The organism is Acinetobacter piscicola (assembly GCF_002233755.1).
In the GTDB taxonomy this organism is placed as follows: Bacteria; Pseudomonadota; Gammaproteobacteria; order Pseudomonadales; family Moraxellaceae; genus Acinetobacter; species Acinetobacter piscicola.
Genome location: NZ_KZ268704.1, coordinates 14,639 through 31,318, shown reverse-complemented (window position 1 = coordinate 31,318; position 16,680 = coordinate 14,639). Strand labels below are relative to the sequence as shown.

General features: G+C 35.7%; 16 protein-coding genes. 9 read left to right on the top strand and 7 right to left on the bottom strand.

Annotated features, from left to right (window positions below; genetic code table 11):
* Positions 1 to 248: 248 nt before the first annotated feature.
* The 3 genes from CDA10_RS00150 to CDA10_RS00140 all read right to left on the bottom strand — a co-directional run bounded on the left by CDA10_RS00150 (position 249) and on the right by CDA10_RS00140 (position 2,854).
* On the bottom strand, positions 249 to 1,295 hold the full coding sequence (locus tag CDA10_RS00150) for an NAD(P)H-dependent flavin oxidoreductase (RefSeq protein ID WP_089603511.1): 1,047 nt from the start codon (positions 1,293 to 1,295) through the stop codon (positions 249 to 251).
* Positions 1,296 to 1,492: 197 nt separating this feature from the next.
* Positions 1,493 to 2,194 (bottom strand): VIT1/CCC1 transporter family protein, encoded by a 702-nt coding sequence (locus CDA10_RS00145; RefSeq protein WP_089603510.1) that lies wholly within the window; start codon positions 2,192 to 2,194, stop codon positions 1,493 to 1,495.
* A gap of 315 nt (positions 2,195 to 2,509) precedes the next feature.
* Complete coding sequence (locus CDA10_RS00140; protein WP_089603509.1) at positions 2,510 to 2,854, bottom strand: hypothetical protein; 345 nt, start codon at positions 2,852 to 2,854, stop codon at positions 2,510 to 2,512.
* Positions 2,855 to 3,445: 591 nt separating this feature from the next.
* On the opposite strand from CDA10_RS00140, the gene CDA10_RS00135 reads away from it, so the two are divergent.
* From CDA10_RS00135 to CDA10_RS00120, 4 genes are all read left to right on the top strand, one after another.
* On the top strand, positions 3,446 to 3,856 hold the full coding sequence (locus tag CDA10_RS00135; protein WP_089603508.1) for a roadblock/LC7 domain-containing protein: 411 nt from the start codon (positions 3,446 to 3,448) through the stop codon (positions 3,854 to 3,856).
* A 339-nt stretch (positions 3,857 to 4,195) separates the two neighbouring features.
* Complete coding sequence (locus CDA10_RS00130; protein ID WP_089603507.1) at positions 4,196 to 4,552, top strand: roadblock/LC7 domain-containing protein; 357 nt, start codon at positions 4,196 to 4,198, stop codon at positions 4,550 to 4,552.
* A gap of 99 nt (positions 4,553 to 4,651) precedes the next feature.
* Positions 4,652 to 4,867 carry a DUF1653 domain-containing protein gene (locus CDA10_RS00125; protein ID WP_089603506.1) on the top strand — a complete coding sequence of 72 codons (216 nt, stop codon included), beginning with the start codon at positions 4,652 to 4,654 and terminating at the stop codon, positions 4,865 to 4,867.
* Positions 4,868 to 5,108: 241 nt separating this feature from the next.
* On the top strand, positions 5,109 to 5,705 hold the full coding sequence (locus CDA10_RS00120) for an O-methyltransferase (RefSeq protein ID WP_089603505.1): 597 nt from the start codon (positions 5,109 to 5,111) through the stop codon (positions 5,703 to 5,705).
* Between the two features lie 92 nt (positions 5,706 to 5,797).
* Here CDA10_RS00120 and CDA10_RS00115 read toward each other — a convergent pair whose 3' ends face one another.
* Both CDA10_RS00115 and CDA10_RS00110 read right to left on the bottom strand, forming a co-directional pair.
* Positions 5,798 to 6,004 carry a KTSC domain-containing protein gene (locus tag CDA10_RS00115; RefSeq protein WP_089603504.1) on the bottom strand — a complete coding sequence of 69 codons (207 nt, stop codon included), beginning with the start codon at positions 6,002 to 6,004 and terminating at the stop codon, positions 5,798 to 5,800.
* Positions 6,005 to 6,110: 106 nt separating this feature from the next.
* On the bottom strand, positions 6,111 to 6,695 hold the full coding sequence (locus CDA10_RS00110; protein WP_089603764.1) for a TetR family transcriptional regulator: 585 nt from the start codon (positions 6,693 to 6,695) through the stop codon (positions 6,111 to 6,113).
* A gap of 91 nt (positions 6,696 to 6,786) precedes the next feature.
* Between CDA10_RS00110 and CDA10_RS00105 the strand changes: the two genes are divergently transcribed.
* Positions 6,787 to 8,265: an MFS transporter gene (locus tag CDA10_RS00105; protein WP_089603503.1), complete on the top strand. Its 1,479-nt coding sequence runs from the start codon at positions 6,787 to 6,789 to the stop codon at positions 8,263 to 8,265.
* 78 nt (positions 8,266 to 8,343) lie between these two features.
* Here CDA10_RS00105 and ahpC read toward each other — a convergent pair whose 3' ends face one another.
* Positions 8,344 to 8,907 carry an alkyl hydroperoxide reductase subunit C gene (ahpC, locus tag CDA10_RS00100; protein WP_010117510.1) on the bottom strand — a complete coding sequence of 188 codons (564 nt, stop codon included), beginning with the start codon at positions 8,905 to 8,907 and terminating at the stop codon, positions 8,344 to 8,346.
* Between the two features lie 530 nt (positions 8,908 to 9,437).
* On the opposite strand from ahpC, the gene CDA10_RS16940 reads away from it, so the two are divergent.
* Genes CDA10_RS16940 through CDA10_RS00075 form a run of 4 tightly spaced genes read left to right on the top strand, consistent with a single transcriptional unit; the run spans position 9,438 to position 15,969 of the window.
* Complete coding sequence (locus CDA10_RS16940) at positions 9,438 to 13,562, top strand: DUF3418 domain-containing protein (protein WP_228704571.1); 4,125 nt, start codon at positions 9,438 to 9,440, stop codon at positions 13,560 to 13,562.
* A gap of 44 nt (positions 13,563 to 13,606) precedes the next feature.
* Entirely contained in the window at positions 13,607 to 14,722 is a 1,116-nt protein-coding gene (locus CDA10_RS00085) for a beta-ketoacyl-ACP synthase III (RefSeq protein ID WP_089603502.1), read from the top strand.
* Between the two features lie 29 nt (positions 14,723 to 14,751).
* Positions 14,752 to 15,540, top strand: a complete 789-nt coding sequence (locus CDA10_RS00080) for a lysophospholipid acyltransferase family protein (RefSeq protein WP_089603501.1) — start codon at positions 14,752 to 14,754, stop codon at positions 15,538 to 15,540.
* Positions 15,541 to 15,570: 30 nt separating this feature from the next.
* Positions 15,571 to 15,969, top strand: a complete 399-nt coding sequence (locus CDA10_RS00075) for a GFA family protein (RefSeq protein ID WP_089603500.1) — start codon at positions 15,571 to 15,573, stop codon at positions 15,967 to 15,969.
* Positions 15,970 to 16,047: 78 nt separating this feature from the next.
* Here the strand turns inward: CDA10_RS00075 and CDA10_RS00070 are convergent, their stop codons facing one another.
* Positions 16,048 to 16,680: a TetR/AcrR family transcriptional regulator gene (locus CDA10_RS00070; protein WP_089603763.1), complete on the bottom strand. Its 633-nt coding sequence runs from the start codon at positions 16,678 to 16,680 to the stop codon at positions 16,048 to 16,050.

The following is a 16,680-nucleotide window of genomic DNA, read 5'->3' as shown; positions in this document are numbered from 1 at the left end:
GAACGCATTCTATTTTTGTACTTACATTTGGTCAATGAGTGTGTATACAAAAATTGATGAAACAAAGAGAATAAAACGGTTTAATTATTGTAAGTATTTGATATTAATGCTTTATAGTTAATATTGGAAATTATTGTTGTTAAGTTAATGTTAAGATAAAAATTTTATGGTTAAATTTAAGTTAATTTTAAGAAATTAAGGATTGACGGGGAATCAACCCTTAATTCATTCAGGAATTATAATGATGATTAGGTCATTTGATTCATTTCTACAATCAACTGATTAATCAGATCACGTGCTTCTAACTCACGAATTTGTGACACATTACTTCCTGCCCAAAAAGCACCAAAGCCAACGTCACCATTTTTTACTGCTAAGGTATTTAACTGTTTTGCAAGATCATAAGCATACGGGTAGGGAGCAACATTAGGACGGCTTGCCTGATCAATCCGAGCTTGCCAATGGTTAATAATCCCACGAGCTGGACGACCAGAAATGCTTGAGGTAATTTGTGTTAATGGGTGATTAAATAAAGCTTCACGATACGCAGCATTGGCATTTGAAGATTTGCATTGTACGAATGCTGTCCCTAATTGAACTGCATCTGCACCCAGTTTCAGCATGATATTCGCTTGTTCGCCATTCATGATGCCACCTGCTGCAATCACAGGGCATGTACAATACTTTTTAATCAATTGGACTAAGTCTGTTGTTTTAATTGCGCCGTCAATTTGAGCATTGAAAATACCACGATGTCCACCAGCTTCAACACCTTGAGCAATAATAATATCGATACCTGCATGCTCAATTTCTAAAGCTTCGGTTAAATTGGTTGCTGAAACCATAGTGACAATACCAGCTTGTTTAAGCTGTGCAATTTGATGCTGATGGGGAATACCAAAGTGGAAGCTTACCGCTTGAGGCTGAGTTTCTAAAACCAAATTTAAAAAGCCATCATGATCTTTAAAACTAGGATAAATACATGTCAAATCAGAAGGAGGCGTTGCACCAAATCTTTCAAATTCAATTTTTAAATGATCGATCCAAACATGATTAGCTTCACTTTCTAAGGGTGTTGATTCATGGCAAAAGAAATTAACCTGAAAAGCTTGTTCGGTAAGTGATTGAGTTTCCAATATTTGTTGACGAGCAGTTTCAACAGTATTTGCACCTAAGCCCAATGCACCTAATCCTCCTTGATTAGATACTTCAGCAGCAAGTTCAGGTGTAGAAACACCTGCCATAGGTGCAACTAAAATCGGATGCTTGATTCTTAAACGTTCTAATAATGACATGACGGAGCCCCTTTAGATTTATTTTACTGTGCCGATGTTGAGAGTGATTAGCAAATAATATTCAATATTTTATTTAAAAATATCTATGAAATATATCTTTAAGCGAGATGAAATTAATTCAAAAAGTACAAAACTGAACGTACTCATTAATCAAAAGATAGAAGTATCAAAAGAAAAAAGTGCAGACAGTTAAGAATTTAAATCGGCGTGACATGAAACAATGACCCAACCCAGCTTGAGAAAGCCATCGCGAGAATGCCCCAAATTGCTACTCGAAAACTACCTTTAAGTATTGAAGTTCCAGCAAAATAACTTGATATAGCACCTAAAATGCTCAAAGATAAAATACCTACGACTAAAACGATTTTTTCTAAATAAGCTTCAGGGCTAATTAAGATGGCAAGTGTTGGAAATAACGCACCAATTGAAAATGATAGAGCTGAAGAAGCTGCGGCTTGTAATGGCTTTGCAGTGGTCATTTCATTAATTCCAATTTCATCACGTGCATGTGCTTCTAATGCATCTTTTTCAGTGAGTTGAATGGCAACTTGGTGAGCCAAATCGGGATCTAGGCCACGATGAATATAAATTTGAGTCAGCTCTTTTAATTCTAAATGTGGATTTTTTTCTAACTCTCTGGCTTCTATTTTTAAATCAGCTTCTTCAATATCTGACTGTGATTTGACGGAAATATATTCACCTGCCGCCATAGAGGTTGCACCTGAAATTAAACCCGCAATACATGTGATTAGCAAGGTATGGCTCGAAGCACCACTGGCTGCCATGCCCATGACTAAACTGGTGACTGAAATGATGCCATCATTTGCACCTAAAACAGCGGCACGTAACCAACCTGCACGTTGAATAAAATGTTTTTCCAAATGATGGGAATGGGGCATAAGTCAGGCTCTAGGTTGTTATGCGTAAACTGTTTATGTATGAATGACTTATACATGTAATAAAGTATGTCTGTTTATAATAGCAATAAAAAAGCCCCTGCATGAGGGTAATGCTGATCAGTTAAACGTAATTTTATTATTACTGATTGATAAATCTCCCCTAACCCCTCTTTATAAAAGAGGGGAACATTCGTGAATTCAATGAAGTATTGAATCCAAGATACTCCCTCATTTTTCAAAGGAGGGTTGGGGAGGATTAAAAATGCTTAACTGACTAGCATTACCTACAAGAGGAGCTTTTTTTTAATTCAAAGCTTATTGTTGCGCTTTTTCTTTAACATGAGCAGCGCCATCTTCAACTGCACCAGCAGTTGCAGCAGTCGCATCTTTTGCAACAGCAACTGTCGCATCAGCCGCTTTTTCTGTTGCATTTGCAGCATTGTCTACAGCATGAGCTGTCGCATTTGCAGCATCATCCGCAGCTTTAGCAGTCGCATCAGCAGCATTTTGAGTTGCAGTGGCAACATCATGGCCGGCTTGTTGAGCTGCATTTTCTAAATGTTCACCTGTTGTTGCACCAGTTTCAGGCGCTTTTTCTTTGCTACAGCCAGCAAGAGCGATAGTTGCAACTAGACCTAAAGAAAGAAGAATCTTATTCATTATGTTTTACCTTTTATTCACTAATTTTTGGCATCCAATAATTGGATAAAATAATATAAACACAAAAAACGACCAAATCAAAAAATAAAATGTAAAGTTTTTATAAGTTTAAGAAAAATTAGTGCAATAGTTCGGTTTTTTCTAAAAGGATAAGTTCGATCGAAAACAGATGAAACTGCATCATGAGGATTTATCACTTCACTGTGTTTTATTATATTGTATTATAATTTTTTGTTTAATTAGGCGATCTGTGTATAAATAGGCTTACATTTTATAAGGTATTAATGTAAATTTTATTATAATAAAAATTTGTTTAATATTGTTAAATAAGTATATTAGATTTATTTAACATTTGTTCAAAACTAGAATTCTTGAGCATAAATTACGCATATAAAGTCATAAACTGACAAATTATTGAAGAAGTGATTTAAATTAAAAAAATATATTTACAAGCATGTGTAAATTGATAGAATTTGCTTATTAAGTGTGAATTAAGTCAATTAATTTTAAATAATGATGAAATTGATAAATTCAACATCTAATTTTTTGTGAAAATCGTGAATATATTTGTTTCTTTTAGGTGCATTTTGTATGTTGGATATAAGTCTTTCTCGGAAAGTCCCTGAAAAATTTGTCGCATTTAGTGAGAAGAAGATTCAGCAATTATTGAATTCAGTCTCTGGCGTTGAATTTGTGATGTTGTGTACATCTGATGGCTTTGAAATTGCATTGGCAAATAAAAAAAACATAATGAATTCAAGTAAAATTGCGGCTGTAAGTAGTTCAATTTTGGCAATGGTGACAGCTTTTGTTTCTGAAATTAATTTGGTTGGTTGTCAGACCATTACCTTAGATGCAGAAAATGGCAAAGCGTTGTTGACCTCGATTCCACATCCGAAACATCCTTTGGTCTTGGTGGCAATGACCAATAAAGATATTTTATTAGGTCAATTACTTTATGAGATTAAAGCAACATCAGAAGTGTTGATGGAAAATGTATAAACTTTAAATAAAAATAATAGATATTGAATTTATTATTTTTATTTAAAGATGGTTTAAGCTATTTTGAAGTTTTTAAATAATCAAGAATATAGTGAATTATTTTTAATTTACTATTGAATAATGAATATTTTCTATGCTATTAAAATAGGCATAGAATATAATTAATTAAAATTGATTATTGAGTAAAATTAAAATATGTATTCAATTAAAAGAATACTCATTTTATTAGTTTTAGTTAAGGATTCTATTTTTAACTAAATGGAACATCATTTTAGTAAAGAAGAATTTATTGGACTTACTAAAATCAACAACAATGTTAAACACTAAGCGGGGAATCCCATGGCTCGTATCACACTAGATCAATTAACAGATATCGACGGTTTTGTTTGTGCAGCTTTAGTAGACAGCGAAAGCGGTTTATCTTTAGCGACAGCTGGAACTGGTATGGATTTGGAATTAGCAGCTGCAGGTAACACTGAAGTTGTTCGTGCTAAACGTAAAGTAGCAAAAGCTTTGAAACTAGATGACGTAATTGAAGATATTTTAATTACTCTAGGTAAGCAATATCATTTAATCCGTCCATTGGATTCAAATGAAAACCTATTCCTTTACCTTGTGTTAGACCGTTCTAAGTCAAACTTAGCAATGGCTCGTCATGAGTTGAAAGGATTTGAAAAAGAATTAGATTTTTCTTAATTTTAAATAAGAAAACTCATAAAAACTCGTCTTCGGACGAGTTTTTTTATGGTAGATCATGTATAACTGAATAAGTGTATTTTTTACGGTATTTGGAAAATGTTGCAAGCAGGAATTTATAAACATTATAAAGGTAATTTATATCAAGTTCTAAATGTTGCTACACACAGTGAAACATCTGAAAAGCTAGTCGTTTATCAGTGTTTATATGATGACTATTCAATATGGGTGCGACCATATGAAATGTTTACAGAAACAGTTCAATTAGAAGACGGTCAAGTGAAGCCTAGATTTGAATTTTTGCATGCTGTTTAATTCTAAATATAAAATTTTATTCTAGTGTATTTATAGGTATCACAGCTTTTTCAGTTTATTGACCAAACAATTTTTGAAAACGGGATGGCATTCGATTTTGTTGGTTTTACTGAAAAAGCACTTGGTAGGAGAACAATAAAAATTGTTATAAATTATACCTAAAGATAAATCTATTTATTGTCATGGCAATGACCTAAAGTATTGAAATAATAATGATGAAAGAGATGAGGGTGATCCAAATATGAGCTTAAGTAACCCATTTTTACTAAGATTAAATGAATTATATCAGTCCTTTATCAAATTTGATGCAACACAGTGTGATCGAGTTAATAGATATCGTAATATTGAACCTGAGTCTGCATTATTTCTTGCTATGCAAGTTAGGATTCAACAATCCAAGAAAATTTTAGAAATTGGTACATCGACGGGTTATTCAACTTTGTGGTTGGCTGATGCTGCACAAGTGACAGGTGCGAAAGTCACTACTTTAGAGATAGATGAAAAACGAACTTTGCAAGCAAAGCATTATGCCCAAGAATTGCAAGTGGCTGATGTTATTGATTTTTGGGTGGGGGATGCGCAAAATTTTTTAGAGAAAAGTCAGGAACAATACGATTTTATTTTGCTTGATGCTGAAAGAGATGCATATTTGAATTATTGGACGTATTTACAGCATATGATTCAGCCAAAAGGCGGAGTACTTATCGTTGATAATGTCATTTCTCATGCTGCTGAAGTTAAAAGTTTGATCAATGAAATTAAACAAGATCCACGGTTCATGACGACTACATTAGCAATAGGTGCGGGTCTATTTATCGTTACATTTAAAAATGACTGATTTAAAAATATAAAGGGAGTGTGTAACTCCCTGTTTAGAAAGAATTTTACGCTATTATGATGTACTTTTTTTAAAGACCAAATCGAAAATCTTTATTGAATTGAAATTCGCTTAAAGTGTAAATCGTATTCTAAATATTTATGCACAAATGCGGTTTTATCACTACATCGAAGTAAATTGTTATAGATAAATTCAGGCACAGGGTGATACAGCTCACCATAACCATTATTATAAAAAATCTTCAAATATCGAGAAGACGCATTGTACTTCCAAGAAGTCACGGTAATCATTGATCCCATAAGCAACCCCTTAATTTTTTAATTAATTTCATAGAGATATATGTCCTCTATATTCTGAAATTAATCCAATATTGCTGCTGTATGTATAGCAAATTTGTAAATAAATTTATTGTTCAATTTCATGTTGAATAAGCACTTTAAGGTGTCTATAAAAGAAATCTGTATCAATGCCAGTAATGTCTAAGTTATAGAGTGTTTCGAGTCCAAAAGAAATAGCAATAAGTCGCCAAGCAATATCTTGAATTTTAGTTAAATCAAACTGATATATACCATCAGCAAGTCCGAGCTGTAATACTTCTATAATGGCTTGATGCCACAATTGAATGGCTTCTTGATAAGCCTTTTTTAAGGTTAAATCTGTATCAATTGAATTTTCTGCGTCATTCCAAAGTTTGAGGTACGACTGTTCTTCTGCACTTTCTTCAAAGCCAAGCACGTATATTAAAAGTTCAGAACAACTTAATTCTTGTTTTGCTTGACTCAAATCAAGGTTAAATCGCACCAATTCTAGAAAAACTTCAGCTTTTAATTCTGAAATTGACCCAAAATGATGATGAATTTGCCCCGTAGAGATCGAGGCTGCATTGGCTAGATGTCTGACAGTTAATGTATTTAAACCTTCATTTAAAACAATGTCTTTTGCAAATTTCATAATTTGAGATTTGCGTTCAGCTTTATTTAAGTAACTCATTTTTACAAAACCAAATATTAAATTGAACACGTGTTCAATTTTTGGTGCTATAATTTGAACACATGTCCAAATATCAAGGCAATTCATTCCTATGTTACGTCAGTGGTATATTTTAGCAATCATCGTGCTAATTTATTTGCCAGTTTCAATCGATGCTACCGTGTTACATGTAGCTATTCCCACTTTAAATCAGGAATTACAGCTCAGCAATAATCAGATGCTATGGATCATTGATATTTATTCATTGATGATGGTTGGTTTAATACTGCCTATGGGAGCATTGGGCGAGCGAATTGGTTATAAACGACTTATGTTATTGGGCGGTTTTATTTTTGGTTTCAGTTCGTTAGTCGCTGCATTTTCTACATCAGCGAATATGTTGATCTTTGCACGAATCATATTGGCTTTTGGTGCTGCAATGATTATTCCGGCAACTTTAGCAGGGTTAAGGAATACATTTCTTGATGAAAAAAAGAGAAACTTTGCACTCGGATTATGGGTGGTTGCAGGTGGTGGTGGGGCTGCATTTGGCCCTTTAGTCGGTGGTGCTTTGTTAGAGCATTTTCATTGGGGAAGTATTTTTTTAATTAATATTCCCATCATTATTGGTGTGTTAATAGCAGGGTATTACATACTGCCTAATCAGCCGATCAATCAAAATAAAAAGATCAATATTGTCGATACTTTATTGCTCATCAGCTCAATTTTATTGATTGTGTATGCGTTAAAAACAGGTATGAAACAGTTTGATTATTCAGTTGTTGTATTCGCTACGTTAGGATTATTGATTGGATTCTACTTTGTCCGTAAACAGCGTAAGCAATTACAACCTTTGATTGATTTGAGTTTATTCCAATATAAAGCGGTTAAAGTTGGTTTTGTTATCTCGATATTTACCATGATTGCATTGGTTGGATTTGAGTTGCTAATTGCACAAGAGCTGCAATATGTACATGGTTATACACCATTGCAGGCTGGTCTATTTATTTTACCGTTCATGATTGCAGTGAGTTTGAGCGGTTTTTTTGCAAGCTTTTTAATGAATAGACTCGGTGTGCGATGGGTCAGTATTATTGGTTTAACATTATGCGCGGTTTCTTTGATCGGACTGGCTCAAACGAACTTTACTCATCAACAATATCAAGCTTGGTTTTGGATGATTATGCTTGGTTTTTGGGTTGAAGCTACTTTTCTCGCGTCAACATCTGCGATCATTTCAACTAGTCCTGTTGAAAAAGCAACTGCTGCGGGTTCAATTGAAGGAATGGCTTATGAGTTAGGAACTGGCTTTGGTGTAGCAATATTTGGGTTATTGGTTTCGTATTTTTATAGTATGAATGTTCAATTTCGCTCACTCATGAGTAATGAAAATTTTGATTTGGCGAAGAGTTCGATTGGTGAAACAGTTCAGTTATTGTCAACAGTCGATATAGATAATGGATTGATCATTCACGCTATGGCGAATGAAGCATTTTTAACTGCGCATCAATATGTGTTGTATTTATCCAGTATGACTTTGATTATTTTAACACTGTTTATTTATGTGTATTGGTCAAAAGAGAAAGTATAAATAAAAACTTTAAGTAAAAGCAGAAATAAAAAACCACGTTATAAAACGTGGTTTTTTGAATCAAACTCATCTAAACGATTAGATTTTACCAACTAAGTCGATAGAAGGAGCTAAAGTTGCATCGCCTTCTTTCCATTTAGCAGGGCAAACTTCGCCTGGGTGAGCGTGTACATATTGAGCAGCTTTAACTTTACGAAGAAGTTCAGAAGCATCACGACCAATACCACCAGCATTGATTTCGATGATTTGGATTTTACCTTCTGGATCGATAACGAATGTACCACGATCTGCAAGACCAGCAGCTTCAATTAAAACTTCGAAGTTTTTAGAAAGTGTCCAAGTTGGGTCACCAACCATTACATATTCAATTTTTTTGATTTCTTCAGAAGAATCATGCCAAGCTTTGTGAGTGAAGTGTGTATCTGTAGATACTGAGTAGATTTCAACGCCTAATTTTTTGAATTCAGCATAGTTATCAGCAAGGTCACCAAGTTCAGTTGGGCAAACGAAAGTGAAGTCAGCTGGGTAGAAGAAAACTACAGACCATTTACCTTTAAGGTCAGCTTCTGTAACTTCAATGAATTGACCGTTTTGGAAAGCTTGTGCTTTGAATGGTTTAACTTCAGTATTAATTAAGCTCATCATTATCTCCATGATTGAGGTGCGTTTCTAATATGTAAAGTAGCATAATGAAATTTTTGTTATTGGTGAAATAGTATTTTTTCATAGCTAAAATCGGAAAATTGAATTTAACCAGATCCAAACGCTTTCCACCAATGACGGCTCTTCAGTATTGTCTTCACATGAATGACTTATTTATGCCGTATCGATGTGATGATTCAATGACAGAAGCCATGCTTTCTGAATCTGCTACAAACATGATGCTTCTTAGCTGTGATTTCAAGTCTCTTTTCGAAAAAAGATATAAAAATTATTTCAATGTATAGAATATGTGCATATAAGAAGCATTGTGTATTTTTGTATATTTCTTATTCACGTTAGGAAAATAATCATTTCATCGCTATTTAGTATTCAAAATGGAGCGTTAATTTTTGTTTTTACATTAAATACTATTTTTATAACGTGAATGAATTCATACGGAATAGACTATCTCTCATTGGGTTTACAGCGTAAAATAGCCAGTTCAATTTAAGTATTAGGATAGTGCCTCTGTGTTAAGTGATTTAAATGTCGATCAATTGGTCATGGTTCGAGATCGCCATCGTTTAAGTCGACTTAAAAAGGGGAAAGATGCAAATCCTGAACAATTCCAAGAATTATTTGAAAAATCAAATCAGAAAGTACGTGAACGTGCATCACGGTTACCGAATATAAAACTGAATCAGGATTTGCCTGTAACACAATACACAAAGCAATTGATTGCTGCGATCCAAAAGCATCAAATTATCATTGTTGCAGGTGAAACCGGATCTGGTAAAACTACTCAGCTTCCTCAGATAGCAATGCTTGCAGGACGCGGGCTGACAGGAATGATCGGTCATACGCAACCACGTCGTCTTGCTGCGCGAAGTGTTTCACAGCGTATTGCAGAAGAAGTGGGCGAAAAACTCGGTGAGTCGATTGGTTTTAAAATTCGTTTTAATGAACAAGGTTCTAATGATTCTATTGTTCGGTTAATGACGGATGGTATTCTACTCGCAGAACTTTCCAATGACCGTTATTTAAATAAATATGACACCATCATTATCGATGAAGCGCATGAGCGTTCATTGAATATTGATTTCATCATGGGTTATTTAAAGCAGTTAATCAAAAAGCGCCCTGATTTAAAGATTATCATTACTTCGGCGACTTTAGATGTAAATCGATTCAGCCAATACTTTAACAATGCGCCTATTTTTGAAGTTGAAGGACGTAGTTTCCCAGTAGAGCTTCGCTATAACCCAATTTCAGAAATGAAGATTGGTGGTAGTGATGATGATGACTTTGATGATTTTGAAGAGAATTTACCTCGTGCAGTTGTACAGGCTGTAGAAGAATGTTTTCGTGATGCAGAGCGTAAAGGGCATCCTGAACATGCAGATATTTTAATTTTCTCAAGTACAGAACAAGAGATTCGGGAATTACAGGAAACATTACAGAAATTTGGTCCTAAACATACCCAAATTCTACCGTTGTATGCGCGTTTAGCTTTAGCAGAACAACAAAAAATCTTTAATCCATCGGGTGGTGGACGACGGATTATTATTGCGACAAACGTGGCAGAAACTGCACTTACAGTTCCTAATATTCGCTATGTGATCGATAGTGGTTTTGCACGTATTTCACGTTATAACTATCGTTCTCGGGTACAACGTTTACCAATTGAAGCAATTTCTCAGGCAGCGGCCAATCAGCGTAAAGGTCGTTGCGGTCGTATAGCACCAGGTGTATGTATTCGTTTGTATAGCGAAGAGGATTTTCAAAGTCGTCCTGAGTTTACCGAACCTGAAATTAAACGAACCAATTTGGCATCGGTTATTTTACAGATGCAAAGCTTAGGTTTGGGTTCAGTTGAATCATTTGATTTTATTGAGCCGCCTGATCATCGTCTAGTAAATGATGGTCGTAAGTTATTGATTGAATTAGGGGCGATTGACGATGTGCAGAATTTAAATCCTCCTCAAGCTCCCTTTACTAAAGAGGGAGGTACAGCATCGCAAGATCAGAGTTCCTCTCTGTTCCAAAGAGAGACTAGGGAAGATTCGGGTAATGCTAAAGAGCAAAATCCCCCTCAGTCCCCCTTTGCTAAAGGGGGAGGTACGGCTTTGCAAGAACAAAGTTCCCCTCTTTCTCAAAGAGGGGTTAGGGGAGATTCAGATAGTGCTAAAGAGCAAAATCCCCCTCAATCCTCAACTAACAAAGCAGGGCAGCACAGCAATGGCTTAACCAAAATTGGTCTACAAATGGCAAAAATGCCTATAGATCCACGTCTTGCTCGAATGATTATCGGGGGAGCACATTTTGGAGTACTGAACGAGGTTTTAATTATTGTCGCAGCTTTGGCAGTACAAGATCCGCGTGAACGTCCTGCTGATAAACAAATGCAAGCTGACCAAAAGCATGCTTTATTTAAAGAAGCCGATTCAGACTTTTTGTTCTATATCAAACTATGGAACACGCTGACTGAAAACCGTGAAAATTTAAGTGAGAGCAAACGTCGTAATTTTGCTAAGCAACATTTTTTAAGTTGGTTACGTTTACGCGAGTGGAAAAAGACGCATGAGCAATTACTTGATTTAGCACAAAGTTTAAAGCTTTCATTTAATAGCAAAACAGCAAGTTATGAAAATCTGCATCGTGCATTGCTTACAGGATTATTGTCATTCATTGCCAATAAAACGGATGAACGAAACATTTTCATGGCAGTGCGACAGCAAAAGGCACGTATTTTCCCTGCATCGACATTGCATAAAACCAATACCCCATGGGTAATGGCATTTGAAATGGTGGAAACGTCTCAGGTTTATTTACGAACTTTGGCGAAAATTGAACCTGAATGGATTTTACTTGCGGCGCCTAATCTATTAAAACATCATTATTTCGAACCGCATTGGGCTAAAAAACCAGGCGTGGTGAATGCTTATGATCAGATTTCTTTATTTGGTTTGATCATTGAGCCGAAGCGCGCTACAAATTTTGAAAAAGTCGATCAAGCTGCTGCACATGAGATTTTTCTACGTGATGCTTTAACCACAGGAAATTTGGGTACAACGCCACCATTCTTAAAACACAATTTGTTGAAACTAGAAGAAGTGGAACGTGTTGAAGATAAATTACGCCGACGTGATTTAGTGGTTGATGAAGAAACGATTTATCAATTTTATGCTGCTAAAGTGCCGAATGAAATTGCGAGTCGTCGTAGTTTTGAAGATTGGCGAGCAACGGTTGAACCTAAAGATCCTCGTTATCTTTTTGTAGATGATGATGCGTTATGGATGAATGATCGTCCAACCACACAGCAATTTCCAGACTATTTACACAATCATCAATTGCGTTTAGCTGCAAGTTATCGTTTTGATCCAAGCCATGATGAAGATGGTGCAACGGTTAAAATTCCTGTGCAAGCATTGCCACAAGTGGATGAAAATATTTGGTCATGGGGTATTCCGGGCTGGCGATTAGATTTAATCGAAGCATTGTTGAAATCTTTACCCAAAGATAAGCGCCGTAATTTAGTTCCTATTCCTGATACCGCTAAAAAATTGATGAAACTTGTTGATGCACAACATTTGCAAGCCCATATTTTTGAGTTTTTGGCTTTCCAATTACGCGGTGAGCAAATCACGGCTAAAGATTTTTCTTTTGAACGTCTAGATCAATATCTTATTCCTTTTATCAAGGTCATCGATGAAAAGGGGCGTGTTATTGAAAAGGGACGTCATTTAGATGAATTGAAAGCACGTTGTCGTACAGAAACGCATAGTCCTGTGAAGCAGTTGAAAGGTGAATTTAACGTATTTCCAGATCAGTTTGTATTTGAAGCCTCACAAAAAGTCACTGGTGTTGTGGTTAAGCAATATCAAGCACTTGTATCGACTAAAGCTTTTGCAAAGCTTGATGCTAAAGATGAATCTGGGATCGTGATTCAAACATTTAATGATCAAAATGAAGCGATGAAACAACATCGAGAAGGGGTTATTCGTCTCATTCATATGCAATTAGGCGATTTAATTCGTCAGTTGAAGAAGCAGATTTCGAAACCTTTGGCTTTGGCATATTCTCCGTTGGGTGATAAAGCGCAACTTGAACAAATGTTGATTTATGCAACTTTACAAATGGCAATCAAAGATTTACCTATCAATGCAGAAGAATTTTCAATATTAAGCAATGAGGTTAAAAAGTCATTCTTGAGCCATGGTCAAGAAGCGTTGAAATTGATTAGTGAAATTTATATTCACTGGCAAGAGATTCGTCAGCGCTTACTCATGTTGGATCAAGATGTATTTGGCAAAAATATGGATGATATTGAAGACCAGCTCGATTTGATGAATTTATCCAATTTTGTTTACTCAAAATCCGCAGATATTTGGCAGGAATATCCACGATATTTGAAAGCTTTGATCTTGCGTTTGGATCGTTTGCCGAATAATCTTAATCGAGATGATGCTGCGATCAAAGATGTTGATCCGTGGATGGAAAAGCTATTTCAGTTTAAACATGATACCCGTTTAAAAGATGTATATTTCATGGTGGAAGAATTAAGAATTTCCTTATTCTCTCAACCGATGAAAACCAAGATGCCTATTTCCCCAACCCGAATACAAAAGGTATGGGAAAAGCTCGGAATCAGTTAAAATAGTGGTAATTTGAGTTTTAGAGATTAAAAAAGGAGTTTTGCATGGGCATCCGTATTACAGGTACAGGTCTATACCATCCTGAAGAAGTGATTACCAATGAAGAATTGGTAGAAAGTTTAAATGCTTATGCGGAACAGTTTAACAGCGAAAATGCTGAACAAATTGCAGCGGGTGAAGTCGTTGCACGTCGTGGCTCTAGTGCAGAATTTATTGAAAAAGCATCTGGTGTAAAGCGCCGTTATGTTGTTGAAAAATCAGGTGCATTAGACATCAATCGTTTACGTCCTCGTTTAGCAGAGCGTTCTGATGAAGAGCTTTCAATCCAAGCAGAGTGGGGTGTGATTGCCGCTAAGCAAGCGATGGAAAATGCTGGTGTGACTGCTGAAGACATTGATGTTGTTATTCTTGCATGTTCAAATTTACAGCGTGCATATCCTGCTGTAGCCATTGAAATCCAAACGGCATTGGGCATTCAAGGTTATGCATATGATATGAATGTGGCATGCTCAGCAGCAACATTTGGTCTAAAGCAAGCTTATGATGCTGTGAAAACTGGTGCACGTCGTGTGCTGTTGGTCAATGTCGAAATTACATCGGGTCATACCGACTATCGTTCACGTGATTGTCACTTTATCTTTGGTGACGTAGCAACAGCTTCGATCATTGAAGAAACGGATTCTAAAACTGGTTTTGAAATTTTAGATACCAGTCTGTTTACGCAATTCTCAAATAATATTCGTAATAATTTCGGCTTTTTAAATGGTTCTGAATTAACTTCACGTGATGACAAACAGTTCCGCCAAGATGGACGTAAAGTCTTCAAAGAAGTTTGTCCGTTGGTGGCTAAAATTATTTCGACTCAATTGGAAAAGAACAGCATTCAACCTGAAAATGTAAAACGTTTCTGGTTACACCAAGCCAATGCCAATATGAACGAATTGATTTTAAGATTAATCGTCGGTAAAGAAGCTGCTGAGGCTGATCCGGATTTGGTTCCGATTATTTTAGATGAGTTTGCCAATACTTCTTCTGCAGGTGTAATCATCGCTTTACATCGTACAGCTGATCAAGTGAATGATGGTGAATATGGTGTGCTTTGTTCTTTTGGGGCAGGTTATTCGGTTGGTTCAATCCTTGTCCAAAAACATGTTGCTTAAGTCTTTAATTGAGTTTGTAGAGATACAGCATGACTGAAAAAGCGTTGCAAATACGACACAATTCGAAATTGATTCGATTGATCAGTAGTTTGCAACGCTTTTATTTTCGCCCAACCTTCTTAGGGGCAGAAAATATTGTTGCAAATAAACCTGCAATGTATGTAGGAAATCACACCATTTATGGTGTTTTAGATTCACCTATTTTGATTGATTACTTATTTACTCAGCATAAGATCGCCGTGGTCAGTTTGGCTGATCATATGCATTTTCATATCCCAGTTTGGAAAGAAGTGGTAAAACGCGTAGGCGGGGTCGATGGCGTTCAAGAGTATGCCAAAGAAGCCATGCGACAAGGCTACTCGATTTTAGTTTTTCCGGGTGGTGGTCGTGAAGTGATTAAACGCAAAGGTGAGGCATACCAACTGATTTGGAAGCAACGTTTCGGATTTTTGAAATTGGCGCAAGAGTTTGGTTATGAAATTGCACCTTTTGTGGCTTTAGGTGGAGATGAGGTTTTTGATTTAGGTTTCGATGCAAATGTTTTATTGAGACAGAAATGGTTTAATAAAATATTGTCCAATCCTAAAATAGGTTCTTTTTTAAGGCAGGGTGACGTTATTCCTTCTATTCCTAGCCATATTATTCCCAAACGTATTCCTTTCTATTTTAAATTTATGCCACGTTTATCTATCGATCAAATTAAAACGATGGAAGATATGGTTGCGTTTCGAGATGAATTACAACAATTGATTTACAGTGAAATTGAAGTACTCAAGTTATATCGTGAGCATGATTTAAAGCAGAAGAATAATCAGTAGCTCAGATTTCATAAAAATAAAGGAGTAAAAATGTACACAGCCTCATGTCTTTGCGGTGCAATTCAACTGAAAATAAATACAGAAATTTCAAAGATATTCGTGTGCCATTGCCAACAATGTCAAAAAGCACAAGGTTCGGCTTTTGTTGCCATTGCACCCATTTGCACACAGGATTTAGACGTGCTCACTGGACAAGAGCAATTTGGAGAATATTATGCAACTGAAAATAAGAAACGAGTATTTTGTAAAATATGTGCCTCGCCTTTGTTTAGTGCACGACTAGATTTGCCTGATATCATTCGATTGCGTGTTGGTATAATTAATGAGCCATTAAATGCTGAAATTGCTTCTCACGCATTTACCAATAATAAAACAGCATGGTTTGAAATCTTAGATGATCATCCTAAATTTACTGAAGCAGTTTGTTGAAATACCTACTCAATCTATTGAGAATACATTCTAGAAATGTGATTTGTCACTATTTTCCATGTACTTTTGTATCAATACCTAAGCTTTCCGCATCCCTACAACAATCAAATCAATAATGGAATTGGCATATTTTTCTAAACCTGTAAGATCACTTGGATTGGCTAAAAATCGTAAAGCTCCGTTGATGATCATACCAATAATATTATGCCCTGTATTTTCACAATCTAAATCAGCTCTAAAAATCTTTAATTCAACACCGTGTTTTAAATAATTTGCAGTGATAACGCCAGCCATTTGCATTAAATTCTGAACAAATTTAGTCATTTCAGTGTCGATAGAGGTTGCTTCTAAGAGCAGTAGTTTCAAGGTGAGTGGGTTTTCTTGGGCAAAGTTTCTTAACCGTTCGGAAATACGCTGACATTGTTCACGGTATTCTTCAATATTATTAAAGGCTTGTGGTGCATTTTCACCAGTCAATAACGCCATGATTTTTTGAAGTGTTTCAGAGATAACATGCTGAAGAATATCGCGTTTATTTTCGAAATGACGATAAAAGGTACCATGCCCAATACCGAGGCGTTGAGCAATATCTGAAATCGCAGTTTGATGATAACCACGATTTGAAAACTCTAAAAAGGCAGCCTCAACGATATCTGTTTGTAGTTGCAAACGTTGTCGTTCTGCACGACTTAAATTTGTATTTTCACTCAT